Below are 23,731 nucleotides of genomic sequence, written 5' to 3'. Positions count from 1 at the left end.
GTGCACTCCGATCTGGCCGGCTCCGACGCCGGCCTCGGGACATGGGTACCGACGGTGTCGCGAGGCAACAGCGCCGGCGACCGGACACTAGGCCGATGGTTTGTCCACGTCAAGAACTAATCTGTGACCGATCACCAGGTGGACGTGGCGCGTCCTGCCCCGCGCAGCGGGAAGGAGTCGCCCGTGCTCGTCGTCGTCGCCCTCGGGCTCACCGGTCTCGCCGTCGTCCTCGCGGCCGAGGCGCTCTCGCACCGCTCGGGCCTGCCGACCTCGGTCCTGCTCGTCCTGGCGGGGCTCGCCTACGGCTACCTCCCCGGCCCCGACCTCCAGCTCGACCCCGAGGTCGTGCTCGTCGTGGCCATCCCCCCTCTGCTCTACGCCGCGGCGCTCGAGTCGAGCCTGCTCGCCCTGCGCCGCGACGTGCGCGCCGTCGTCGGGCTCTCGGTCTTCCTCGTGCTGGCGACCGCGCTCGGGGTCGGCGCGGGGCTCAGCTGGGCGCTGCCCGCCGTCCCCCTCGCCGCTGGCGTCGCGCTCGGGGCGGCCGTCGCGCCGCCCGACCCGGTCGCCGCGCTCTCCATCGGGCGCCGTGCGGGACTGCCGCCGCGCCTGGTCACCCTCGTCGAGGGCGAGGGGCTGCTCAACGACGCGACTGCGCTGACCGTCCTCGGCGTCGCCGTCGGGGCGGTGGGCGGGCACTTCTCGCTCGGCCACGCCCTGCTCGAGTTCGTCGTCACCGCTGCCGGCGGAGTCGTCGTCGGCGCCGCGGTCGCCCGGGTGCTCGGCCGGGTGCGCGCGGTCAACGACGAGCCGCTCGTCGACAACGCGCTGTCGCTCGGGACGCCGTTCGCGGCGTACCTCGCGGGCGAGGAGCTCCACGTCTCCGGCGTGCTCGCGGTCGTCGTCGCGGGGCTGCTCCTCGGCCACCGCAGCCCGCAGCTGCAGACCAGCGGCGCCCGGCTGCAGACCCGCGCCGTGTGGCGGCTGGTCGAGTTCCTGCTGGAAGGGTGGGTCTTCCTGCTCATCGGCCAGCAGCTGCCGGCCGTGCTGAGCGGGCTGCACCGCTACGACCGCAGCGACCTCGCCGTCGCCGCTGCCGTGACGCTGGGCGTCGTGCTCCTGCTGCGCCCGCTGTGGCTGCTCGCCTCCGCCCACCTGCCGGCCCGGCTGCACGCCCGGCTGGGCGGCGACCCCGACGAGGCGGCGGCGCTCTCCCGCCGCGAGGTGCTCGCCCTGAGCTGGGCCGGCACCCGCGGCGTCATCACGCTGGCCGCGGCGTTCTCGCTGCCCGAGGGGTTCCCGCAGCGCGACCTGCTGCTGTTCTGCGCGTACCTCGTCGTGCTCGTGACGCTCGTCGGCCAGGGGCTGACCTTCGGCCCGCTGCTGCGCCGGCTGCGCCTCGGCGACACCCGGCTCGCGGCGGCCCTGCTGCGCAACGAGGCCCGCAGCGCGGCGACGTCCGCGGCGCTGGCCCGGCTCGACGCGCTGCTCGCCCGGGAGCCAGAGCTCGCTCCCGCGGCCGGACCGCTGCGCCGGGCGACGCAGGCGCGCCAGGAGCGCTACGAGCGCCGCGTGGACGCCCTTGCCGCCGCGGAGGGCGGGCTCCCCCACGACGAGGCGTACGCCGCCGGCGTCCGCCTGCGCCGGGAGATGATCGACGCCGAGCGCCAGGAGCTGCTCGACTGGCGGGACTCGGGCCGGCTGCCCGACGCGGACCTCCGGGTGCTCCAGCGCGAGCTCGACCTCGAGGAGAGCGTGCTTCCGCCGCCGGCGTGAGCCGCCTGGGCGCTCAGCGCAGGTCGAGCACCCGGCCGGGCTTCTGCGCGTACATCGCCTCGTCGGCGCGGCGCAGCAGCTCCTCGGCCGAGACGCCGACCCCCACCGCCACCCCCGTCGTGAGCCCGACGCGCACCGGCCCCGTCGCGAGCGTGACGGGCTCGTCCACGCTGGCGCGCAGCCGCTCGACGAGGACGTCCACAGCCTCGGGCGCCGTCACGGCCTCGCAGAGGACGGCGAACTCGTCGCCGCCGAGGCGGGCCACGGTGTCCTCCTCGCGCACGGCCTCCCGCAGACGGGCGCCGACGAGCTGGAGCACCTCGTCGCCGGCGGCGTGGCCGAGGCTGTCGTTGACGAGCTTGAAGCCCTCGAGGTCGATGAAGACGACGCCCACGTCCACCCGGCGGCGCGGGGCCGCGGCGAGCGCGTGGCGCAGCCGGTCGAAGAACGCGCTGCGGTTGGGCAGGCCGGTGAGCGGGTCGGAGTACGCGCGGCGCAGCAGCTCGTCCTGCGCGCTGCGCCGCTGCGTGACGTCCTCGGCCTGCAGCACGACGAAGCGCGTCGCACCGGAGAGGTCGCGGGCCACCGACGCGGCGAGGGCGACGCGGACCGCGCGGCCGTCGGGGCGGACGAACCCGCACTCGGCCTGGCCCTGCGCGCCGCTGTCGAGCACGTCGCGCACGAGCCCGGCGACGAGGAAGCGGTCGACGGGCTCGGCCAGCTCCTCGACGGGGCGCGCCCGCAGGTCCTCCGGCGAGCGGCCGAGCAGGTCGGCGAGGGCGGCGTTGACGAGGGTCCAGGTGCCGTCCACGGCGACGACGCCCATCCCGCCCGGCGCCGCGGCGAAGGCGGCCGCCATCGCGTCCTCGACGGCCCCGCTCGCCGCGAGCCCCTCCTTGCGGCCGGAGATGTCGCGCACCGCCGACACGAGCCCCTGCACCTCGCCGCGCTGGCCGGGCAGGGCGCGCACGCGGGCCTGCAGCCAGACGTACTCGCCGTCGCGGCGGCGGTAGCGGTACTCCGCCGTGGTCTCCCCGGCGCCGCGGTAGAGCGGGCGCAGCACGTCGCGCGTGCGCGAGGCGTCCTCGGGGTGGAGCAGGTCGAGCGGGTTGCGCCCGATGAGCTCGCCCGGCGCCCAGCCGGTGAGCGGGCGGATCGAGTCGCTGACCCAGGCGAAGCGGCCCGCCGCGTCGAAGGTCGCGAGCACGTCGCCCGCGGTGTCCACGGCGGCCCGCCGCTGCTCCGACAGCGCGACGAGCGCGTCAGCGGCGCGCCGCTCGGGCCCCGCCGCCCGCACGGTGACGAGGCAGCCGGCGACCTCTCCCCCGTCGCCCACGACGGGGGTGTACGTCGCCTCGTGGGCGCCCTCGGGGCCCCACGGGGTCGCGTCCCACACCTCGGCGCCCTCGAGGGCGCGGGAGACGAGCGCGGTCGCGCGGAACGCCAGGTGGGGCGGTAGGGCGTCGGGCAGCACCCGGCCGACGAGCCGCGCCGTGATGCCGTACGCCGCCAGCGCCGTCCCGGTCACCGACTGCACCCGCAGCCGGCGGTCGACGACGAGCAGGCTCGTGTGCGGCATGGCCGCCACTGCCTGCTGGACGAGCTCGCGCTGCATGCTGCGAGTCTGGGTCACGGGAAGCCGTTGCATGCGCACAGGTCCCCATCGCTGCCGGATCGGCACAGCGCCGTCACCCAGCGCAGCCGACGCGCACGCACTGTCGTGCGTGGCGCCGGCCGCGCCGGGTGACGGCGGGGCTGGCTCAGCGGGTCCGGGCTAGCGCAGCCGGACCGTGTCGGACTGCCGGCCCCCGAGCTGGTTGCCCGGGTAGGTCAGCAGCGCACCGAGGACGGGGTGGGCCCGCAGCGCCGCCGCGTCGACCGCGACCTGGAGCGTCGAGCTGCCGCCGGCCGGCACCTCGGTGACCAGGCCGTTGGTGATCGCCGGCGCGAACGGGTCGAAGGACCCGGGCGCGTCCGCGGAGTCGGTCCCGCTGCCGAAGATGCTGAACGTGTACGCGTCGACCGTGAGCGCGTGCTGCCCGGCCGCCGTCAGGCCGACGTCGGACAGGATGAACGGCACCTGGACCACGGAGGTGTCCTCCTGCGGGGACAGCTCGAGGTAGTCCACGATCGCGCCGGTCCCGAGGTCGAGGACGAACGACGCCAGGTTGCCGTCGAACGACCCGGTGGTGAGGTAGCCCTCGTCGAAGAGGAACACGTCGTAGTCCGGCTGCCCGTCGCCCGTCGTGTCGAGCAGGACGTCGGTCTCGCTCGCGTCGACCGTGCGGAGCGAGTCCCCGAGTGCGACGGCGACCACGCCGATGCCCTGGGCGCCGTCGCCGAGCGAGATGCTCGGGTCGGCGGCGAAGCCCACGTCCCGGATGTCCGCAGCACTCGAGCGGCCGGTGTCGGGACCGGAGTCGTGCTGCAGCCACGCCCACTCGTCGGCCTCACCGGCGCTCGCGGCCGGGTTGGTCAGCGTCAGGGTCTGCGGCGCCGTCGCGGCCGCCGAGGCCCTGACCGAGTGCGGCGTGACGCCGACCGCCGAGGCCGTGCGGGCGACCGCGAGGTACGGCACGCGCAGGGCCTTCCCGGTCGACGGCGTGAGGACGACCGCTCCCGCGAGCGCCTGCGCGTCCGAGGAGCCGGCGGGCACGTGGACCGTGACCCGGACCTTCGCGTCCTTGCCCGGCGCGACCGTGAGGGTGGCCGGGGTGATGGTCACGGTGGCCCCGGCCTCCGGGGACAGGGAGCGCGCGTCGCTGGTGGTGAAGGTGACCGGGGCGGTGCCCGTGTTGCGCACCCGCAGCGTCTGCGACTCGTCGATGGCGCCGGTGCTCTCGAGGTAGCCGAACGAGAGGCTCGTCCCCGCGCCCGCCGAGGCAGTCACGGTGGTGGAGACCGCCGCGTCCGGGTCGACCAGGCCGGCCCCGTCGAGGAGCTGGTCGTAGCCGCCGATGCGGCTGGGGTCGGCCGTGTCGACGATCGCGTCGTGGACGCGGGCCGGCGAGTAGCCCGGGTGCGCCTGGAGGACCAGCGCGGCGACGCCCGCGACGTGCGGCGAGGCCTGCGACGTGCCCGACTCGGTGAGCGGGCCGTTGCCGGTGCCGAAGCCCGCCGAGGTGATGCCCGAGCCCGGCGCGGCGACGTCCGGCTTCGCCAGCGAGCCCTCGTTCGAGGGGCCGCCGGAGGAGAACGACGTGGTCTGCGTGTAGGTCGGGTTGGGCAGCGGGGCGCCCGGCGCGAGCGAGACCGTCTGGCCGTCGAGCGCGGCCAGCGCGGGGGCCTGGTCGGGGGTCGCTCCGAGGAACGGGATGGTGACCCCGGGGATCGGGCCCTCGATGGGCGGGAAGCCCGGGCTGCTGTTGACCATGACGACGGCGACCGCGCCGGCGGCCTGGCCGAGCGTCGCCCGGTCCACGCGGGCGCAGACGCCGCGGGTCGTGACGACGATCTTCCCGGCCGTGCCGGCGTAGTCCGAGGCCGCGCAGCCGAGCGACTCGTCGGCGGCGGTGCTCGGGTCGTCGTGGAGGTAGACCAGCGGGGCGGAGGTCGTCGGCACGGGCGCGCCGTTCGACACCTGCAGCTGCAGGCTCGTCCCGCCGCTGCTCAGCACGGCGGTCGGCAGCGTGGCCGTCGAGTCGACGGCGGCCACGGAGATGGCGCCCTTCGCGACGCTCGGCGAGCCGACGATGTAGTCGGCGGGGCCGTCGTTGCCGGCGGAGACGACGGGCAGCGTGCCCGCCGCCGCGGCGCCGTCGAGCGCCTGCACCTCCGGGTCGTCCGGCCCGCTGAACGGCGAGCCCAGCGAGAGGTTGATGACGTCGAGGTGGTGCGAGACGGCCCAGTCGATGGCCTGGAGGATCGGGCCGTCGGCGACCGTCGCCTCCTCGCCGCAGCCGAACACCTTGAGGCCGTACAGCGTCGCCTCGGGAGCGACACCGGGCCCGACGCGGAAGCCGCCCGCGTAGGCACCCGGGCCGTACGGGCCGGTGAAGGTCGCGCCGGAGGTGGTCACGCCCTCGCCCGCGGCGATGCCCGAGACGTGCGTGCCGTGCCCGTTGCAGTCCAGCGGGTCGGGGTCGGGAGCCGGCGTCGGCGAGCCGGTCTTGCCGGAGGAGTCGTAGTCGTCGCCGACGAAGTCGTAGCCGCCCGCGACCTTCGCGGTCGGGAACGTGCCGGGCTCGATGACGGTGCGGTCGTTGGACTGGTACGCCGCGACCGTGCCCGGGCCGCCGAAGTCGGCGTGGGTGTAGTCGATGCCGGTGTCGATGACGCCGATGGTGACGCCCTTGCCGGTCACCCCGCGGCCCTGCCACACCTGGGGCACGCCGAGGAAGGGCACCGAGGTCGTGAGGTCGCGCGAGAAGCTGCGCTCCACCGTGAGGCTGGAGACCCCCTTGAGCTGCGCCACCGCGGCGAGCTGGCTGCGGGTGCCGCTCACGACGAGGCCGTTGTAGGCGTACTGCACCGCGAGGTCGACCGTGGCCCCGGTGGACGCGATGGCCTGGACGACGCCGCGCTGCTGCGCCTGGACCGCCTGCAGCGCGGCGCTGGCCTGGGCGGGGGTGAGCGTGGTGCCGGCGGCGGCCGCGGCCGCGGCGGCGCCGCCGACCGAGGGGGCGTCGAGGCCGACGACGACCCGCGTCGCCGCCTTGTCGCGGGCACGGGCGAGCACCTTCGCGACGGCGGCCTGGTCGACGTGCGGGTGCGCGTGGCGGGTGAGCGACAGGCCGTGGAACGTCGTCGTGCTCGCTGCGGTCGGGCCGGTCGCGGCAGCGGCGGCGGGCACTCCCGCGGCGGCGAGGCCGGCTGCGGAGAGCAGCACGGCAGCCGCGGTGGGCAGTGGGCGGGGTCGGGGCACGAGCCCTCCTGGGGGTGGCGGTGGAGTGCGGCAGACGGTAGCTGCCGGATGTTTCCCGCGGAAGCCCCTGAGCAGCAGCTCGTCCGCGGCACCGACTGGCCGGGGAGGCCGTCGGCGCCGTCGGGTACGTTGCGGGACGTCCCTCGGCGAGGAGGAGCTGCAGTGGAGTTCGCGAGGTTCGCCCACGCGGGCGGCACGGGGATCGGCGCGCTGGTGGGCGACGGGGTGGTGCCGCTGCGCGGCGCCGCGTCCCTCGCGGAGCTGCTGCGCCTGCCCGCCGCCCGCTCGCGCGAGGTGCTCCTGACCGCAGCCGGCAGCGGGGACGGGCTGCCGCTCGCCGACGTGCGGCTGCTGCCGCCGGTCGAGGGCCGCATGGAGGTGTGGGGCGCCGGCGTGACCTACGAGCGCTCGCGGGACGCGCGCGAGGAGGAGTCGGCGGGCGCCACCTGCTACGACGCGGTCTACGCGGCCGAGCGGCCCGAGCTGTTCCTCAAGGCCGCGGCCTGGCGGGTGCGCGCCGACGGCGTGGGCGCCGTCCGTCCCGACGCCACGGACTCGGTGCCCGAGCCCGAGCTGGCGCTCGTGCTGAGCTCCGCCGGCGAGGTCGTCGGGCTCACGCTCTGCGACGACCTCACCGCGCGCTCCATCGAGGGGCAGAACCCGCTCTACCTCCCGCAGGCCAAGGTCTACCGCGGGAGCTGCGTGCTGTCCCCCGTCGTCGTCACCCCCGACGCGGTCGAGGGCCCGGTGCCGATCCGCCTCGCGGTGCACCGCGACGGGCAGGTGGTGCTCGGCGGCGAGACCGACACCGGGCAGCTGCACCGCACGCTCGAGGAGCTGGCGGACTGGCTCTTCCGCCACCAGGACTTCCCGGACGGCGCGGTGCTGACGACCGGCACCGGCGTGGTCCCGCCGCTCGGCGAGGGGCTGCGGCCGGGCGACGTGGTCGAGATCGACGGCGGTCCGCTCGGGGTGCTCCGGCACCGCGTCGCCGGCGCGGACGAGCTGTCCCTCGAGGACGACGAGGAGGAGGCCCGATGACCGACGGGACGAGCGACGAGACGACTGAGGAGCAGCTGGACGCCGTGCTCGCGGCGGCGGCCGCCGCCGCACCGCAGTGGGCGGCGAGCGACCCCGCCACCCGGCGCCGGCTGCTCGAGGCGCTGGCGGTCGCCCTGGAGGGCGCGGTCGACGAGCTCGTCGCCCTGGCGCAGGAGGAGACCGCGCTGTCCACGGCGCGGCTGTCGGGCGAGGTCCGGCGGACCGCGTACCAGCTGCGCTTCGCCGCGGACGTCGTCGCGGACGGCGGCTACCTCGACGCGGTGCGCGACGAGCCCTCGCAGGACGCCGGGCTGCCGGCCCCGCGCCCCGACCTGCGCCGGGTGCTGCTCCCCCGTGGCCCCGCGCTCGTCTTCGAGGCGGGGAACTTCCCGTTCGCGTTCGGGCTGCTCGGCACGGACACCGCGGCCGGGCTGGCCGCGGGCTGCCCCGTCGTGGTGAAGGTGCACCCGGGGCACCCGCGCACCTCGCTGCGCCAGGCCGAGCTGGCCCGTGGGGCCCTCGACGCGGCGGGCTTCCCCGCCGGGCTGCTCGGCAGCGTCGTCGGCGGCGAGCCCGGCGTGCGCGCGCTGCGCGACCCCCGGGTGCGCGTCGCGACGTTCACCGGCTCGCTGCGCGGCGGGCTGGCCCTGCAGCAGGTCGCGCAGGAGCGGGCCGAGCCGATCCCGTTCTACGGCGAGCTCGGCAGCGTGAACCCCGTCGTCGTCACCGCCGCGGCGGCCGAGCGGCGCACCGAGGAGGTAGCGAAGGGGCTGCTGGACAGCGTGTCCGGCTCCGGCGGCCAGCTCTGCACCAAGCCCGGCCTGGTCCTCGTGCCCGCGGGGCCGCTGCCGGACCTGCTCGCCCGGCTCGTCGCTGAGCGCGCACCGGAGCGGATGCTCACCCCCGACGGGCGCGACCGCTTCCGCGAGGAGCTGGCCGAGCGCCGCTCCCTGCCGGGCGTCGAGGTGCTCGGGGCGGGCCGGCCCGAGGCGGCCGACGACCCGAGCGCGCAGCAGGTGCTGCTGCTCACCACCTCGGCCGAGCGGGCGGCGGAGCAGCTCGAGCAGCTGGCGCAGGAGGTCTTCGGCCCGGCGGCGGTCGTCGTCGCGTACGACGACGCGGCGGCGCTGGAGGAGCTGGTGCCGCGGCTGCCGGGCTCGCTCACCGGCACCGTGCAGTACGACCCCGAGGACCCCGAGGACGTGGCCCGGGCGGCCAGGGTCGCCGAGCTGCTCGCGGCCCGCGTGGGGCGCGTGGTCTTCAACGGCTGGCCGACCGGCGTGTCAGTGGCGCTCGCCATGCACCACGGCGGCCCGCCCCCCGCGAGCACCGACGACACGACGACCTCCGTCGGGGGCGCGTCGCTGCGCCGCTTCCTCCGCCCGGTCGTCTTCCAGGGGGCGCCGGAGCTCGCGCTGCCCCCGGCGCTGCGGGGCGCACCGGCATGACCACGGCGCTGTTCGAGCCGGCGGCGCCGGACCTGTACGCCGTCCGCACCTCCGCGCCGGGCCCGGACGGCGCGCTGCCCCTGACCGACCGCATGTTGCGCGAGGCGCCGAGCGGGGAGATCTTCGGGCTCTCGCAGAACGTCGGCATGGGCGCGGACCCGGCCCGCAGCGCGGACCCGCCGGCGCTCGTGCTCTCGACCCAGGGCGGGATGCGCGACGCCGAGGGCCGGCCGCTCGCGCTCGGCTACCACACCGGCCACTACGAGCTCGGCACGATCGCCTCGGTGGTGGCGCGCGAGCTCACCGGCGCGGGGCTGCTGCCGTTCGCCGGGTTCGTGTCCGACCCGTGCGACGGGCGCTCGCAGGGCACGACGGCGATGTTCGACTCGCTGCCCTACCGCAACGACGCCGCTATCGTCATGCGCCGGCTCGTCCGCTCGCTGCCGGGACGCGTGGCGACGGTGGGCATCGCGACCTGCGACAAGGGCCTGCCGGCGATGATGATGGCCCTCGCCGGCACCGGCGACCGTGCCGCGGTGCTGGTGCCGGGCGGCGTGACCCTGCCCCCGGAGCACGGCGAGGACGCCGGCACGGTGCAGACGCTGGGAGCGCGCTACGTCCACCGGCTGATCTCCCTCGAGGAGGCGGCGCAGCTCGGCTGCGTCGCCTGCGCCTCCCCGGGCGGCGGCTGCCAGTTCCTCGGCACGGCCGCGAGCGCGCAGGTGGTGGGCGAGGCGCTCGGGATGGCGGTCGGCCACTCCGCGCTCGCGCCGTCGGGCGAGCCGGTGTGGCTGGAGGGCGGCGTGCGCGCCGCGCGCGCCGCTGCGGCCATGGCCGCCGCCGGCGCCACCCTCCACGACGTGCTCGGGCAGGACTCCGTGCACAACGCGATGGTCGTCCACGCGGCCTTCGGCGGGTCGACGAACCTCCTGCTCCACATCCCGGCGATCGCCCACGCGGCCGGGCTGCGGCGCCCCACGCAGCAGGACTGGCTCGAGGTGTCCCGCGCGACCCCGCGCATCGTCTCGGTGCTGCCCAACGGGCCGGTCCACCACCCGACCGTCCGGGCCTACCTCGCCGGCGGCGTGCCCGAGGTCATGCTGCACCTGCGCCGGCTCGGGCTGCTCCGCGGCTCGGCCCGCACCGTCGAGGGCACGACGCTGGACGAGCGGCTCGACGCGTGGGAGGCCAGCGAGCGGCGTACGCGGTTCCGCGAGGTGCTCAGCACCCGGGGCATCGACCCCGACGACGTCGTGCTCTCACCGGAGCGGGCCGCGGAGTGGGGGGTGCGGCGCACCGTGGCGTTCCCGCGCGGCAGCCTGGCCCCCGAGGGCTCGGTGGTGAAGACGACCGCCATCGACCCGTCGCGCTTCGACGCGGACGGGGTGCTGCGCTTCACCGGTCCGGCGCGGGTCTTCACCTCGGAGAAGTCCGCGGTGGCCGCGGTGAAGGAGGACCGGATCCGCGGCGGCGACGTCATCGTGCTGCTGGGCTGCGGCCCGCTCGGCACCGGCATGGAGGAGACCTACCAGCTCACCTCGGCGCTGCGGCACCTGCCGATCGGCAAGGAGGTCGTGCTCCTCACCGACGCCCGCTTCTCCGGCGTCTCGACCGGCGCCTGCATCGGGCACGTCGGCCCCGAGGCGCTGGCCGGCGGTCCCATCGGCAAGGTGCGCGAGGGCGACCGGATCCGCGTCGAGATCGACACCGGGTCGCTCACCGGCAGCATCGACCTCGTCGGGACCGCTGACGAGGAGCTCTCCCCCGAGCAGGCGGAGGCGCTGCTCGCCAGGCGGGGTCCGGCTCCCGGTCTCGCCCCGGACGCCGCGCTGCCCGACGACACGCGGCTCTGGGCCGCCCTGCAGCAGGCGAGCGGGGGGACGTGGGGCGGCTGCGTCTACGACGTGGAGGCGCTGCTGCCGCTGCTGGGGAGCTCGCGCTCCTCGACGGCCACCACGGCCCCGCCGACCTCGACGACCCCGTCCCCGGCGTAGCGGACGAGGATCTCCGAGCCGACGCCCTGGCGGATGACGAGGTCGCGCTGCAGCGCCGCACCCAGCCGGATCGCGGCGGCCCCGGTGGCCTCGTCCTCGACGATGCCCATCGCCGTGGGGAAGACGCGGACCCGTACGCGCCCGGCGGCCTCGTCCTCCCACGCCCAGACGTGGAGGTGGGCGCCCGGGCCGGCGCCCGGGTGGGCGTCGACCTCCGCCGCCGAGCCGAGCTGGTGCGACTCGAACTCCGGCGCCCACGCGGCCCGCGCGCGGATCCAGGTCGTTGCCCCCTCGGTCCACGTGGGCACCTCCCCCGCCGGCGGGCGCAGCACGTCGACGGGCGAGCCGAGGCGGGCGAGCAGCCACGCCGTACCGACCAGCGGGTGGCCGGCCAGGGGCAGCTCGACCGCCGGGGTGTGGATCTGCACGACGGCCGCGCTGCCGGACGTGCGGACGAACACCGTCTCGCTGAAGCCGAGCTCCGCGGCGACGGCCTGGCGCTGCTCCGCAGGGAGCTCCGGCTGGTCGACGAAGGCGCCGAGGGGGTTCCCCCCGCGGCCGTCGGGGCCGACGAAGACGCTGACCACGTGGAGGTGCATGCACCAGTCCTAGCAGCACGGCGCTCTCCTAGGCTGGGCGCGCCACCCCGCCCCGGAGGTCCTCGTGCGCCGCGCCCCGCTCGTCCTGGTCTGCGCCCTGCTCGCCGCCGCTCCCGCCGCGCCCGCGCAGGCAGCGGCTCGGCCGCTGGCGGGCATCCGCGTCGTGCTCGACCCGGGGCACGACGGCGGCAACGCGAGCCACCCCTCCGTGATCAACCGGCCGGTCGACGCCGGCGGCTTCCGCAAGCCGTGCAACACGACCGGGACGAGCACGAACCACGGCTACGCCGAGCACGCCTTCACCTTCGCCGTCGCCCGTACGCTCGCGGCCCGGCTGCGGGCGCTCGGCGCGACGGTCGTGCTGACGCGGACCACCGACACCGGTGTCGGGCCCTGCGTGGACCGGCGCGCGCGCATCGCCAACGCGGCCCACCCCGACGTCGTCGTCTCGATCCACGCCGACGGCGCACCCGGGCGCGACCGCGGCTTCCACGTCATCGAGCCCGGACTGGCTCCGGACAAGGGGAACCGGGCGATCCTCACCTCGTCCGACCGGCTCGCCCGCGACCTGCGCGCGGCCGTCCTCGCGGAGGGCCCGCTCCCGGCGGCGCGCTACCCCGGCGGCATCATCACCCCCGGCCTCGCCCGGCGTACGGACCTGGCGGGGCTCGACCTCTCCCGCTACCCGGTCGCGCTCATCGAGTGCGGCAACATGCGCAACGCGACCGACGCGTCCGTGCAGAGCAGCGCCGAGGGGCGCAGCGAGATCGCCGACGGCATCCTCGCCGGGATCGAGGCGTTCGTCCGCCGGGGCTAGTCGGCCCTGCGGGCGGCCGCCAGCAGCTCGTCGCGGGCGACGATCTTCGCCCGCTGCCGGCCCAGCTGCTCGCCCAGCGCGCGCTCCGCCTGCTCGATCGCGTCCCAGCCCGCCCAGGTGACGACGGAGCCCGCCGGAAGCAGCTCCAGCACGTCGCCGCCAGTGCGCGCCGGCAGCCGCCCCGCCGCCGCGTCCTCCAGCAGCGCCGCGACGGTCTCGTGCGCGTCGTGCTTGTTGGTGCCGACGACACCGGTGGGGCCGCGCTTGATCCAGCCGGCGACGTACTCGCCGGGGCTGGCGGCCCCGTCGCGGAGGATGCGGCCCGCTTCGTTCGGCACCACGCCGTGCTCGACGTCGAAGGGGAGGCCCGTCAGCGGTGTGCCGGTGTAGCCCACGGAGGCGACCACCATCTCCACGTCCAGGACGCCGGAGGGCGTGCGCAGGCCCTCGACGACCGTCGTCCCGAGCAGCTCCTGGGGCGGCGCACCGAAGTGGACGACCAGCTTGCGGGGCCGTCCTCCCGGCTCCCGTGCGGCCCACTCGCGGACGACGGCGAGGTTGCGCCGCACGTGCGGGTCGGGGTGGTCGTCGGCGGCGCTGAGGTCGACGTCGCGGGGCTCGACGAGCACGTCGACGTCGTGGAGGTCCCCGAGCTCGCGCAGCTCCTTCGTCGTCCACTTCGCGTCACCCGGGCCGCGCCGGCCGACGACGTGCACGACCTCGACCGGGCTGCGCTCCAGCGCCTCGAGCACGTGCGGCGGGACGTCGGTACGGGCTAGCTCGGCCCCCGGCTTGAGCAGGATCCGCGCCACGTCGACGGCGACGTTGCCCATGCCGACCACCGCGACCGTGCGCGCCTTGCAGGTGAAGGCGTCGAGCCGGGTGTCGGGGTGCCCGCAGTACCAGGAGACGAACTCCGTGGCGGTGAAGCTCCCCGCGAGGCCGTCGCCCGGGATGCCGAGGTGCTTGCCCTGGGCGGCGCCGTACGCGTAGACGACCGCGTCGTAGCCCGCGCGCAGCTGCTCGGTCGACACGCCGCCCGGCTCACCGACACCCACGTTGCCGAGGAAGCGGACACCCGGCTGGGCGAAGGTCCGTGCGAGGGCGGTGGCGATCGACCGGATCTTCTCGTGGTCGGGCGCGACGCCGTAGCGCACCAGGCCGTACGGGCAGGGCAGGCGGTCGAGCACGTCGACCGCGATGCCGTCGGGCAGGTCGGGGGCATGGGCGGCCAGCGACTCGGCGGCGTAGATGCCGGCGGGTCCGGAGCCGACGATGGCTACGCGGAGCACGGGCCCACTCAACCATGCGAGCGGGCCCGTGCGACAGCCTTCCGCGCTGGCGTCGGGCCGTCTTCTCGCCCCCCTCCCGCCCGCCCCCTCCCGCCCCCTCGACCGAACGGCGGCACCCAGTGGTCCTCGGAACGCCACCGGGGCGCCCTGTTCGCTGCGGGGGCGCCCCGCCCGGAGCGAACGGCGGCACCCAGTGGCACGGGGAGTGCCACTGGGTGCCCTTGTTCGGTCGGGGGCGAGGGGCGCGAGGTGCGGGTGCTGCGCGCCCGGCCTCAGACCCCGGCGAGCTTGCGGCTCGAGGGGCGGACGTAGACCGCCCAGGTGACGACGAAGCAGACGGCGTAGAACGCGATGAAGGCGATGTACGCGCGGTCGCCGGTCTTGGTGTCGAGGAACGACTGGCGGAACGCGAGGTTGACGAGCACGCCGCCGAAGGCGCCGATCGCGCCGGCGATGCCGATGAGCGCACCGGAGCGACGGCGGAACAGCGTGTCGGCGGCCGCCCGAGGGCTGCCGGCTGCCATCTCCGCGTTGGCCTTCGCCCGGAAGATCGCGGGGATCATCTTGTAGGTCGACCCGTTGCCGACGCCCGAGAAGACGAACAGCGCGATGAAGCCGATGAGGAAGACGGGCAGCGAGTGCTGCTTCGATGCGGCGAGGACGACGGCGGCGGAGACGCCCATGGCGAAGAAGTTGACGAGCGTCACCCGGGAGCCGCCGAGCCGGTCGGCGAGCACGCCGCCGACGGGGCGGATGAGCGAGCCGAGCAGCGGACCGAGGAACGTGAGGTACGCCGCCTTGATCGGGGTGTCGAAGTCGGCCTTGAACTGCACCTGCAGCACCTGGCCGAACGCGAAGCCGAAGCCGATGAAGGAGCCGAAGGTGCCGATGTAGAGCAGCGAGATGACCCACGTGTGGGCGTCGCGCACGACGTCGCGCATGGCCCGCTGCTCGTTCTTGGCCTGGGCCAGGTTGTCCATGGCCAGCCAGGCGCCGACAGCGGCGATGACGACGAGCGGCACGTAGATCGCGAGGACGTAGCGCGGGTGGGACTTGCCGGCCGCCGCGAGGACTGCCAGGCCGACGAGCTGCACGGCCGCGACGCCGATGTTGCCGCCGCCCGCGTTGAGCCCGAGGGCCCAGCCCTTCTTGCGCTCGGGGAAGAACGCGTTGATGTTCGCCATGGAGGAGGCGAAGTTCCCGCCACCGACGCCAGCGATCGCGGCGACCAGCACCAGCGTGCCGAAGGAGACCCCGGGCTTGAGGACCGCGATGCCGACGAGGAGCGGGACGATGAGGAGCGCGGCCGAGACGACCGTCCAGTTGCGGCCACCGAACTTCGCGACCGCGAAGGTGTAGGGGATGCGCAGGACCGAGCCGACCAGCGTGGGAGTGCTGGTGAGCAGGAACTTCTGGGCCGGGGTGAAGCCGTACTTCGGTCCCAGGAAGAGCACGATCACCGACCAGATCGACCAGACCGAGAAGCCGATGTGCTCGGAGAAGATGGAGAACCACAGGTTGCGGCGGGCGACGCGCTCGCCCGTGTGCTCCCAGAAGACCGGGTCCTCGGGGCGCCAGTCCTCGATCCAGCGTCCGCCGGCGGGCGCGACGGAGACGGTGGCAGGAGGCGAGACAGTGAGCCCCTCGCCGGTGGGTTCAGTGGTCGTCGTCATGGCGAGGACGCTAGGAAGGCCAGGTTTCGCGGTGCACTCGCATGTTTCACGCTGGTGAAACTTCCCCCGCACACGGCTGGGGCGGCACCTGTGAGCCCTCTCACCGCGCTGAGCGCCCTCAGACCGCCGCGAGAGCCTTCGCGATCCGCTGCTCGGAGATCGGGTACGCGGTGCCGAGCTGCTGCGCGAACAGGCTCACCCGCAGCTCCTCCACCATCCAGCGCAGCGCGCGCACCTCGGGTGCCCGGCGCCGCGCGGGCGGGAGCTTCGCCACCCGGTCGTCGACGGCCTGGCGGGCGCGGCCGACCTGCGCCTGGCGCAGCCCGTCGCCGCGCGGGTCGTCCGGCAGGCGGTCGAGCCGGACGCTGGCGGCCCGGAGGTAGCGCGGCAGCTGGGCGAGTTGCGCGCGTCCGGTGGTGGTGACGAAGCCGGGGTGGACGAGCTCGCCGAGCTGGGTGCGCACGTCGGTGAGGGCGGGCAGCAGCACGACGCTCGTGAGCCGGCGGATGCGGGACTCCGCCTCGCGCAGCCCGTCGAGGGCGGCCTCGACGTCGTGGAGCAGCCCGAGCATGCGGTCGGCGAGCTCGGCTCGCACGTGCTCGGCGAGCTGCTCGAACTCGTCCGCGGCCCACACCGGGCCCCCGCGCTCGGCAAGGAGGTCGTCGACCGCGGCGGTGGCGACGTCGTCGAGCAGCGCAGCGACGCTGCCGTGCGGGGCGCGGGCGAGCGTCAGCTTGCTGGTGTTGGACAGGCCGCCCACGACCGCCTTCGTCGCGGTGGCGGCGGCGCGGAGCAGGAGGAGCCGCCGCGTACCGGCCCACATCGCCTGCTCCTGCTCGCCGGCGCCGCCGAGGACGCGGAGGGCGACCGTCTGGCCCTCGTCGACCAGCGCGGGGTGCCCGACGACGTCGAGGCCCTGGACCTGGCCCTGCGTGGTGCGCGGGATCCGCTCGAGCCCCTCCGGCCACGCGGTCAGCCCGCTCCGCTCGATGCCGCCCCCGGCGCGCCCCAGGGTGCGCTGCAGCTTCGGCTGCAGTTGACGGCGCAGGGCGGCGAGGTCCTTGCCGTGCGCCAGGACCTTGCCGCGCTCGTCCTCGACGGAGTACGTCATCGCCAGGTGGGCGGGCAGCCGCGCGAGGTCCCAGTCGCCGCGCTCGATCGCGACACTGCCCATCGCGCCGAGCTCGCGCTCGAGGAAGTCGAGCAGGTGTCCCTGCGGCGCAGGCGCTTCGCGCAGCACCGCCGCGGCGAAGTTGGGCGCGGGCACGAAGCTGCGGCGGATCGCCTTCGGCAGCGACCGGATCAGCTCGGTGACGAGCTGCTCGCGCAGCCCCGGCACCTGCCAGCCCAGCTCGTCGCCGCGGATGCGGTTCAGCACCGCGAGCGGGATGTGCGCGGTGACCCCGTCGGCGGCCGACCCGGGCTCGAACTGGTAGGTCAGCGGCAGCACGATCTCGCCCTGCCGCCAGGCGACGGGGTACGCCTCCTCCAGGTCCGCACCGGCGTCCGCGGGGACGAGCATGTCGAGCGTGAACGTCAGCAGGTCGGGCGTCTCGTGCCGGGCCTTCTTCCACCAGCGGTCGAAGTCCCTGCCAGACAGCACGTCCTTGGGCACGCGGGTGTCGTAGAACGCGAACAGCGTCTCGTCGTCCACGACCAGGTCGCGGCGGCGCGTACGGTGCTCGAGCTCGGCGGCCTCGGCCTTGAGCTCCTCGTTGCGCGTGAGGAACGCGTGGTGGGAGCGCCACTCCCCCTGCACGAGCGCATGGCGCACGAACATCTCGCGGCTGACCCCAGGGTCGATGCGCGAGTAGGTGACGCGGCGCTGCGCGACGAGGGGGACGCCGTAGAGCGTCACGCGCTCGTACGCCAGCACCGCCCCGCGCTCCGCCGACCAGTGCGGCTCGCTGTAGGTGCGGCGCAGCAAGGGGCCGGCGAGCTTCTCCGCCCACTCCGGCTCGATCTTCGCGACCGTGCGGCCCCACAGCCGGGACGTCTCGACGAGCTCGGCGGCCATGACCCACGCGGGCTGCTTGCGCGCGAGCGCCGAGCCGGGCCAGACGGCGAAGCGGGCGCCGCGGGCGCCGGCGTACTCCTTCGTGGCGGAGTCCTTGAGCCCGATGTGGCTGAGCAGCCCGGCGAGCAGGGACTGGTGGACGCGAAGGCCGTCGGCGGGCTCCTCGTTGAGCGCGAAGCCGAGCTGACGGGCGGTGGAGCGCAGCTGCTGGAAGACGTCCTGCCACTCGCGCACGCGCAGGTAGTTGAGGAACTCGTTGCGGCACAGGCGCCGGAAGGCGCTGGAGGACAGCGCGTCCTGCTGCTCCTGGAGGTAGTCCCAGAGCTTGAGCAGGGTGAGGAAGTCCGACTCCTTGTCGGCGAACCTCGCGTGCTTCTCGTCGGCAGCCTGCTGCTTGTCCGCCGGTCGTTCGCGCGGGTCCTGGATCGACAGGGCGGCGGCGATGACCATGACCTCGCGCAGGCAGCTGTTGCGCTCGGCCTCGAGCACCATGCGCCCGAGCCGCGGGTCGAGCGGGAGGGCCGCGAGCCGCCGGCCCACCGGGGTCAGCGCGTCGTCCGCGAGCGCGCCGAGCTCCTCCAGCAGCGTGATGCCGTCCTTGACCTGCCGGGTGTCCGGCGGCTCGACGAAGGGGAAGGCCTCGACCTCGCCGAGCCCCAGCGACGCCATCTGGAGGATGACGCTGGCGAGGTTGGTGCGCAGGATCTCGGGGTCGGTGAACTCCGGGCGGGACAGGAAGTCGTCCTCGGAGTAGAGCCTGATGCAGATGCCCTCGGCGACGCGGCCGCAGCGCCCCTGCCGCTGGTTCGCCGACGCCTGCGAGACGGGCTCGATGGGCAGCCGCTGCACCTTGAGCCGCGTGCTGTAGCGGGAGACGCGCGCCGTGCCCGGGTCGATGACGTAGCGGATGCCCGGCACCGTCAGCGAGGTCTCGGCGACGTTGGTCGCGAGCACGATCCGCCGCCCGGGGTGGGAGGAGAAGACGCGGTGCTGCTCGGCGGCGGAGAGCCGGGCGTACAGCGGCAGGATCTCCGTGTGCGGCAGGGAGAGGCCCGTGAGCGCGTCGGCGGCGTCGCGGATCTCGCGCTCGCCGGAGAGGAAGACGAGGATGTCGCCCGGTCCCTCGCGCGTCAGCTCGACCGCCGCGTCGCAGATCGCCCGCATGAGGTCACGCGGCTCGGACGCCTCGTCGTCGTCGCCCTCGACGAGGGGTCGGTAGCGCGTCTCCACCGGGTAGGTCCGGCCGCTCACCTCGACGACCGGAGCGCCGTGGAAGTGCTCGGAGAACCGCTGCGTGTCGATGGTCGCCGAGGTCACGACGACCTTGAGGTCGGGGCGGCGCGGCAGCAGCTGCTTGAGGTAGCCCAGGAGGAAGTCGATGTTGAGGCTGCGCTCGTGGGCCTCGTCGATGATGATCGTGTCGTAGGCCAGCAGGTCGCGGTCGTTCTGCAGCTCCGCCAGCAGGATCCCGTCGGTCATCACCTTGACGAGCGCGTCGCCGCCCCCGCGGTCGGTGAACCGCACCTTGAAGCCCACGGCGTCGCCCAGCTCCTGGCCGAGCTCCTCGGCGACGCGCTCGGCGACCGAGCGGGCGGCGATGCGCCGCGGCTGCGTGTGGCCGATGGCACCGCGCACGCCGCGACCGAGCTCCAGGCACATCTTCGGCAGCTGCGTCGTCTTCCCCGAGCCGGTCTCGCCGGCGACGATGACGACCTGGTGCTCCGCGATGGCGGCGAGGATGTCCTCCCGACGCTGGCTGACCGGCAGGTCCTCGGGGTACGCGACGGCGGGCACCCGCGCCCGCCGGGCGGCGACGCGCGCCTCCGCTGCGGCGAGCTCGGCGACGAGCTCGGGGCCCCCGCGACGACCGCGGCCGAGCCGGCGCCGGAGCCGCCGCTCGTCGCGCAGGGAGACCTGGGCGATGCGCTGGGCGAGACCCTGGCCGCCGCCGTCGTCGCCGCTCCCCGTCTGCATCTCGCGCTCGAGTCTACGGTCCGCGGGCGCGTCGGTGCCCTCACCTAGGCTGCGCCCATGACGAACGAGACCGGTACGACGGAGAGCGGCTCTGGGGCGCGCTGGGGCATCCTCGGCGCGGGCGGCATCGCCCGGGCCTTCGCGAAGGACCTCGCCCTGCTCGACGACGTGAGCATCGCCGCCGTCGGCTCGCGCGACCAGGCCCGGGCGGACGCGTTCGCCGACGAGGTCGAGGCGGACTCGGGCCTCCGGGTCGCCCACCGGCACGCGACCTACGAGGACCTCGTGGCCGACGAGAGCGTCGACGTCGTCTACGTCGCCACCCCCCACCCGGCCCACCGCGACGCCGCCGCCCTCGCCCTGCGCGCGGGCAAGCACGTGCTGGTGGAGAAGCCGTTCACGATGAACGCGCGCGAGGCGCGCGAGCTCGTCGACCTGGCGCGGGAGCACGACCGCTTCCTCATGGAGGCGATGTGGACGCGCTTCCTGCCGCACATCGCCCGCGTGCGCGAGATCCTCGCGGAGGGCACGCTCGGCCAGCTCGTCACGCTGACGGCGGAGCACGGGCAGTGGTTCCGCGAGGACGCCTCCCACCGGCTGTTCGCGCCGGAGCTCGGCGGCGGCGCCCTGCTCGACCTCGGCATCTACCCGCTCTCCTTCGCCTTCTTCGCGTTCGGGCGGCCCACGCGCGTCGCGGCCTTCGGGACGACCGCCTTCACCGGCGTCGACGCGCAGACCTCGATGCTGCTCGAGCACGAGGGCGGCCGGCACTCGCTGCTCACCACCACGCTGCAGGCCGCCACCGCCAACAAGGCGGTCATCGACGGCACCGAGGCGCGCATCGAGATCGACCGGACGTACTACACGCCGACGTCCTTCTCGGTCATCGCCCGCGACGGCTCCGTGCTCGAGCGCTACGACGCCCCGCACCAGGGCCACGGGCTGCGCCACCAGGCCGCCGAGGTCGGGCGCCGCATCGCCGCCGGCGAGCGCGAGAGCCCGCTGCTCCCCCTGGACGAGACCGTCGCGATCATGGAGACGATGGACGAGGTCCGCCGGCAGACCGGGCTGAGGTACGCCGCCGACGAGGGGTAGTACCTCCTCCGTGCCCGTCCTCGACCAGCTCCGGCCGGCGGTCCTCGGGCTGCGCCGCCGCGACCTCCAGCCCGGCGCAGCCCTCCGCGCCGCGGCCGGCGTCGCGCTGACCCTCGCGGTCGGCGTCGGCGCGGGCTCGCCCGCCTCGGCGGTCGCGGCCTGCGCCGGGGCCTTCAGCGTCGGCGTCGCGTCGCTGCAGGGCGGCTACCGCACCCGCGTCCAGGCGATGCTCGGCACCGTCCTCGCGATGGGCGCGTCGACCTTCGTCGGAGCGGTGGCGGTCGCCCACCCCGTGCTCGCCGTCGCCGCCCTCGCGGTCTGGGGCTTCCTGGCCGGGACCGCGACCGCCTTCGGCCCGTCGGGCACCGTCGTCGGCATCCAGGCGACGGTCGCGCTGCTCATCGCGGGCAGCTTCTCCATGACGCCGCAGCAGGCGCTGTGGCGCGCGGTGCTGGTCGCCGCCGGCGGGCTGCTGCAGACGCTGCTCGTCGTCGCCGTGTGGCCGCTGCGGACCTACGGCGCGGAGCGGGAGGGGCTCGCCACCGCGTACCTCGCGCTGGCGGAGCACGTCCGCTCGGGGCGGGCCGCGCCTCCCCCGACCGCGCCGTTCGACGACGCGGCGGCGCGCCTGGGCGACCCGCACCCGCTCGCCCGCGACAGCGCGCGGCACGCGTTCCGCTCGCTGCTGGACCAGGGCGTGCGGGCCCGCGCGGAGCTCACCGCCCTGCTGCACGCCCGGGAGCGGGCGACCGTCCGTGGCGAGGACGCAGGGGTGGCGGTGCTCGACGAGGTGCTGGCCGAGGCGGCCGACGCACTCGCCGGGGTCGCCGCCCTGCTGGGCCCGCACCTGCGTGCCGGTGCGCCGCCCCTCCCCCTCGACGAGCACGACCTCACCGTGCTGCGGCCCTCGGCCGCCGCCTCCGTGCGCGCGCTGCAGGGGCAGCTGCGCGCCGCCGAGCGTGCCGCGCGCCGCGACGGCCCGCCCTCGCCGGAGCTCGACCTCCCCGAGCACCGGCTGCTGCCCGCGCTGTCCGAGGCCCGGGTCACGCTGCGGGCCGCGCTCGACCGCCGGTCCGACACGTTCCGCCACGCCCTGCGCCTCGCCGTCGTGCTCGCGGTGGCGTCGACGCTGTCGCGGGTGCTGGGGCTCGGCCACGCCTACTGGCTGCCGCTCACGGCGATGGTCGTCCTGCGTCCCGACTTCAGCTCCACGCTGACCCGCGGGGTCACCCGGGTCGTCGGCACCGCCGCGGGCGCCCTGCTCGCGACCGTCGTCTCGGCGGAGCTGCGGCCCGTCCCGTGGCTGCTCGTCGCGCTGCTCGCGGTGTGCGCGTTCGCGGCGTACGCCGTCTTCCGCGCCAACCAGACGCTGTTCGCGCTGTTCCTCACCTGCTACGTCGTGTTCCTGCTCGCCCTCGTCGGACTCCCGGGACGCTCGGCCGCGGGCGGCCGGCTGCTCGCGACGCTGCTGGGCGGTGCGCTGGCGCTGGCCGCGTACGCCGTCTGGCCCACCTGGGAGCGGACCCGCGTGCGCGAGCGGCTCGCCGCCCTCCTCGACGCGCAGGCGGCGTACGCCTGCGCCGTGCTCCGCGCCTACGCCTCGCCGGGGTCGGCCGACCCGCGCGAGCTGACCCGCGCCCAGTCGGTGGCCCGCCGGGCGCGCGCGGCTGCCGAGGCGTCGGTCGAGCGCGCCGGCGCCGAGCAGCACCTGCCGGTCGCGCACGCCGGGCAGCACCCCGACGAGGTGTCGCTCGGCTCCGGCACGGTCGCGGCGATGCAGCGCTCCGCGGTCGCCGTGCTGACGCTGCAGGCCCGGCTGCCGGCCCGGGCGGACGCGGAGCCGCTCCCGGCGGCCGGCGCGTACGCCGACGTGCTCGAGGAGTTCACCGCCGCGCTCGCCGCCGCGCTCCGCGGAGCACCGGGCCCGGCGACGCCGGACCTGCGCGCGGCGCAGCTCGCGCTCGCCCGCGAGCTGGGGACGGCGAGCGTGGAGCGGCGGCTGCTCGCGCTGGAGACCGACGAGGTCACCGACGCGTACGACACCGTGCTGGAGCTGGCCTCCCGCCGCTAGCCCGCGACCGCGGAGCCGCCCACCTCGACGAGCACCTTGCCGACGCGGCCCTGGGCGACGGCGTCGTGCGCCTCGCCGATGCGCTCCAGCGGCAGCACGTGCAGCGGGAGGCCGCGCTCGTCGCCGACCCCGAGCGCCCCGTCCGCGACCGCGGCGCTCACCGCGGCGACGGCGTCGATCTTGGCCTGCTCGGGGATCGTGTAGACGAGGACGAACTGCCAGCGGCTGTTCGAGGAGAGCAGCTGGCGGACGGCCAGGGGGAACTCGTCCCCGCCGTCGTTGGCGTAGATCGCGACGACGGCGCCGCGCGCCAGCAGCTGCGCGTCCTTCTCGGCGTTCGCGCTCGGGGCGACCTCGACGACCACGTCGACGCCGCCAGCGGCGAAGCCGCGCACCGCGGCGACGACGTCCTCCTCCTTGTAGTTGACGACGAGGTGCGCGCCGGCCCGCTCGGCGAGGCGCGCCTTGTCCGGCCCGCTCACGGTCGTCACGACCCGCGCACCCGCCCAGCGGGCGAGCTGGATCGCCGCGTTGCCGACCGCCCCGGCGCCGCCCTGCACGAGGACCGTGCGGCCCTCCAGCGCGCCCGGTGAGAGCTGCGCGGGCGCGCCCTCGGCGAGGCTCAGCGCGCGGTGCGCCGTCATCGCCGGGATGCCGAGGCTGGCCCCCAGCTCGAGCGACGCGCCGTCGGGCAGCGGGACCGCGTGGTCCGCGGGGACGACGACGTGCTCCTGCGCGGTGCCCTCGGCCCGCTGCCAGGCGCACTCCCAGAGCCACACGCGCTCCCCGACGGTCCGCCCGGCGCCGGGACCGACCGCGTCGACGACGCCGGAGCCGTCCTGGTCCGGCACCTGCTCGGGGAACTTCAGCGGCTGGCCCGGGCCTCCGCCCTCGCGCGCCTTCCAGTCGGTCGGGTTGACGCCGGAGTACGCGACGCGCACCCGCACCTCGCCGGGTCCCGGCTCGGGCACCGGGCGCTCGGTCAGCTGGAGGACGTCGGAGCCGCCGGTGCGGGAGTACGTGATCGCGCGCATCCGCCCACGCTAGGACGCGGCTCCGGCGCGCGCTCCTCG

The 23,731-nt window shown here is 75.8% G+C and carries 14 protein-coding genes; 7 read left to right on the top strand and 7 right to left on the bottom strand.

The window, feature by feature from the left end:
• Positions 1-144: 144 nt before the first annotated feature.
• On the top strand, positions 145-1,773 hold the full coding sequence (locus tag EV189_RS17285) for a Na+/H+ antiporter (protein ID WP_231116520.1): 1,629 nt from the start codon (positions 145-147) through the stop codon (positions 1,771-1,773).
• Positions 1,774-1,786: 13 nt separating this feature from the next.
• On the opposite strand, the gene EV189_RS17280 is transcribed toward EV189_RS17285, so the two are convergent.
• Together EV189_RS17280 and EV189_RS17275 are read right to left on the bottom strand one after the other, a co-directional pair.
• On the bottom strand, positions 1,787-3,388 hold the full coding sequence (locus tag EV189_RS17280) for a sensor domain-containing protein (protein ID WP_165400363.1): 1,602 nt from the start codon (positions 3,386-3,388) through the stop codon (positions 1,787-1,789).
• 159 nt (positions 3,389-3,547) lie between these two features.
• Positions 3,548-6,637, bottom strand: a complete 3,090-nt coding sequence (locus EV189_RS17275; RefSeq protein WP_130494249.1) for a S8 family serine peptidase — start codon at positions 6,635-6,637, stop codon at positions 3,548-3,550.
• A gap of 162 nt (positions 6,638-6,799) precedes the next feature.
• Here EV189_RS17275 and EV189_RS17270 point away from each other — a divergent pair, with 162 nt between their 5' ends.
• From EV189_RS17270 to EV189_RS17260, 3 genes are read left to right on the top strand one after another with little or no spacing between them, the layout of a single operon-like run.
• The gene (locus EV189_RS17270; RefSeq protein ID WP_231116519.1) at positions 6,800-7,678 is read left to right on the top strand and encodes a fumarylacetoacetate hydrolase family protein; all 879 of its coding nucleotides are present in this window, start codon (positions 6,800-6,802) and stop codon (positions 7,676-7,678) included.
• Positions 7,675-9,126: an aldehyde dehydrogenase family protein gene (locus EV189_RS17265; protein ID WP_130494247.1), complete on the top strand. Its 1,452-nt coding sequence runs from the start codon at positions 7,675-7,677 to the stop codon at positions 9,124-9,126. The genes EV189_RS17270 and EV189_RS17265 overlap by 4 nt, the downstream gene beginning before the upstream one ends.
• On the top strand, positions 9,123-11,120 hold the full coding sequence (locus EV189_RS17260) for a YjhG/YagF family D-xylonate dehydratase (RefSeq protein ID WP_130494246.1): 1,998 nt from the start codon (positions 9,123-9,125) through the stop codon (positions 11,118-11,120). The genes EV189_RS17265 and EV189_RS17260 overlap by 4 nt, the downstream gene beginning before the upstream one ends.
• Here the strand turns inward: EV189_RS17260 and EV189_RS17255 are convergent.
• Positions 11,024-11,719, bottom strand: coding sequence for a PhzF family phenazine biosynthesis protein (locus EV189_RS17255; RefSeq protein ID WP_130494245.1), 696 nt, complete (start codon positions 11,717-11,719; stop codon positions 11,024-11,026). The genes EV189_RS17260 and EV189_RS17255 overlap by 97 nt on opposite strands.
• Positions 11,720-11,783: 64 nt before the next feature.
• Here EV189_RS17255 and EV189_RS17250 point away from each other — a divergent pair, with 64 nt between their 5' ends.
• Positions 11,784-12,536: an N-acetylmuramoyl-L-alanine amidase gene (locus EV189_RS17250; RefSeq protein WP_130494244.1), complete on the top strand. Its 753-nt coding sequence runs from the start codon at positions 11,784-11,786 to the stop codon at positions 12,534-12,536.
• Here EV189_RS17250 and EV189_RS17245 read toward each other — a convergent pair.
• From EV189_RS17245 to hrpA, 3 genes are all read right to left on the bottom strand, one after another.
• Positions 12,533-13,828 carry an FAD-dependent oxidoreductase gene (locus tag EV189_RS17245; RefSeq protein WP_130494243.1) on the bottom strand — a complete coding sequence of 432 codons (1,296 nt, stop codon included), beginning with the start codon at positions 13,826-13,828 and terminating at the stop codon, positions 12,533-12,535. The genes EV189_RS17250 and EV189_RS17245 overlap by 4 nt on opposite strands.
• A gap of 272 nt (positions 13,829-14,100) precedes the next feature.
• Positions 14,101-15,501, bottom strand: coding sequence for an MFS transporter (locus EV189_RS17240; protein ID WP_130494242.1), 1,401 nt, complete (start codon positions 15,499-15,501; stop codon positions 14,101-14,103).
• A gap of 118 nt (positions 15,502-15,619) precedes the next feature.
• Positions 15,620-19,492, bottom strand: a complete 3,873-nt coding sequence (gene hrpA / locus EV189_RS17235) for an ATP-dependent RNA helicase HrpA (protein WP_130494241.1) — start codon at positions 19,490-19,492, stop codon at positions 15,620-15,622.
• 57 nt (positions 19,493-19,549) lie between these two features.
• Between hrpA and EV189_RS17230 the strand changes: the two genes are divergently transcribed.
• Positions 19,550-20,587 carry a Gfo/Idh/MocA family protein gene (locus EV189_RS17230; RefSeq protein WP_130494240.1) on the top strand — a complete coding sequence of 346 codons (1,038 nt, stop codon included), beginning with the start codon at positions 19,550-19,552 and terminating at the stop codon, positions 20,585-20,587.
• 10 nt (positions 20,588-20,597) lie between these two features.
• Positions 20,598-22,658: an FUSC family protein gene (locus EV189_RS17225; RefSeq protein WP_130494239.1), complete on the top strand. Its 2,061-nt coding sequence runs from the start codon at positions 20,598-20,600 to the stop codon at positions 22,656-22,658.
• Here EV189_RS17225 and EV189_RS17220 read toward each other — a convergent pair.
• Positions 22,655-23,692 carry an NADPH:quinone reductase gene (locus tag EV189_RS17220; RefSeq protein WP_130494238.1) on the bottom strand — a complete coding sequence of 346 codons (1,038 nt, stop codon included), beginning with the start codon at positions 23,690-23,692 and terminating at the stop codon, positions 22,655-22,657. The genes EV189_RS17225 and EV189_RS17220 overlap by 4 nt on opposite strands.
• Between the last annotated feature and the right edge of the window lie 39 nt (positions 23,693-23,731).

The sequence above is a fragment of the Motilibacter rhizosphaerae genome (genome assembly GCF_004216915.1).
Lineage (GTDB): Bacteria > Actinomycetota > Actinomycetes > Motilibacterales > Motilibacteraceae > Motilibacter > Motilibacter rhizosphaerae.
The sequence above is the reverse complement of the archived record's forward strand: the minus strand, read 5'-3'. Positions and strand labels throughout refer to the sequence as shown.

Bases quoted from the DNA above. Each gene is read 5' to 3' on its own strand.
- EV189_RS17280 (WP_165400363.1), bottom strand. From the start codon at position 3,388: ATGCAGCGCGAGCTCGTCCAGCAGGCAGTGGCGGCCATGCCGCACACG.
- EV189_RS17265 (WP_130494247.1), top strand. From the start codon at position 7,675: ATGACCGACGGGACGAGCGACGAGACGACTGAGGAGCAGCTGGACGCC.
- EV189_RS17260 (WP_130494246.1), top strand. From the start codon at position 9,123: ATGACCACGGCGCTGTTCGAGCCGGCGGCGCCGGACCTGTACGCCGTC.
- EV189_RS17255 (WP_130494245.1), bottom strand. From the start codon at position 11,719: ATGCACCTCCACGTGGTCAGCGTCTTCGTCGGCCCCGACGGCCGCGGG.
- EV189_RS17240 (WP_130494242.1), bottom strand. From the start codon at position 15,501: ATGACGACGACCACTGAACCCACCGGCGAGGGGCTCACTGTCTCGCCT.
- hrpA (WP_130494241.1), bottom strand. From the start codon at position 19,492: ATGCAGACGGGGAGCGGCGACGACGGCGGCGGCCAGGGTCTCGCCCAG.
- EV189_RS17230 (WP_130494240.1), top strand. From the start codon at position 19,550: ATGACGAACGAGACCGGTACGACGGAGAGCGGCTCTGGGGCGCGCTGG.
- EV189_RS17220 (WP_130494238.1), bottom strand. From the start codon at position 23,692: ATGCGCGCGATCACGTACTCCCGCACCGGCGGCTCCGACGTCCTCCAG.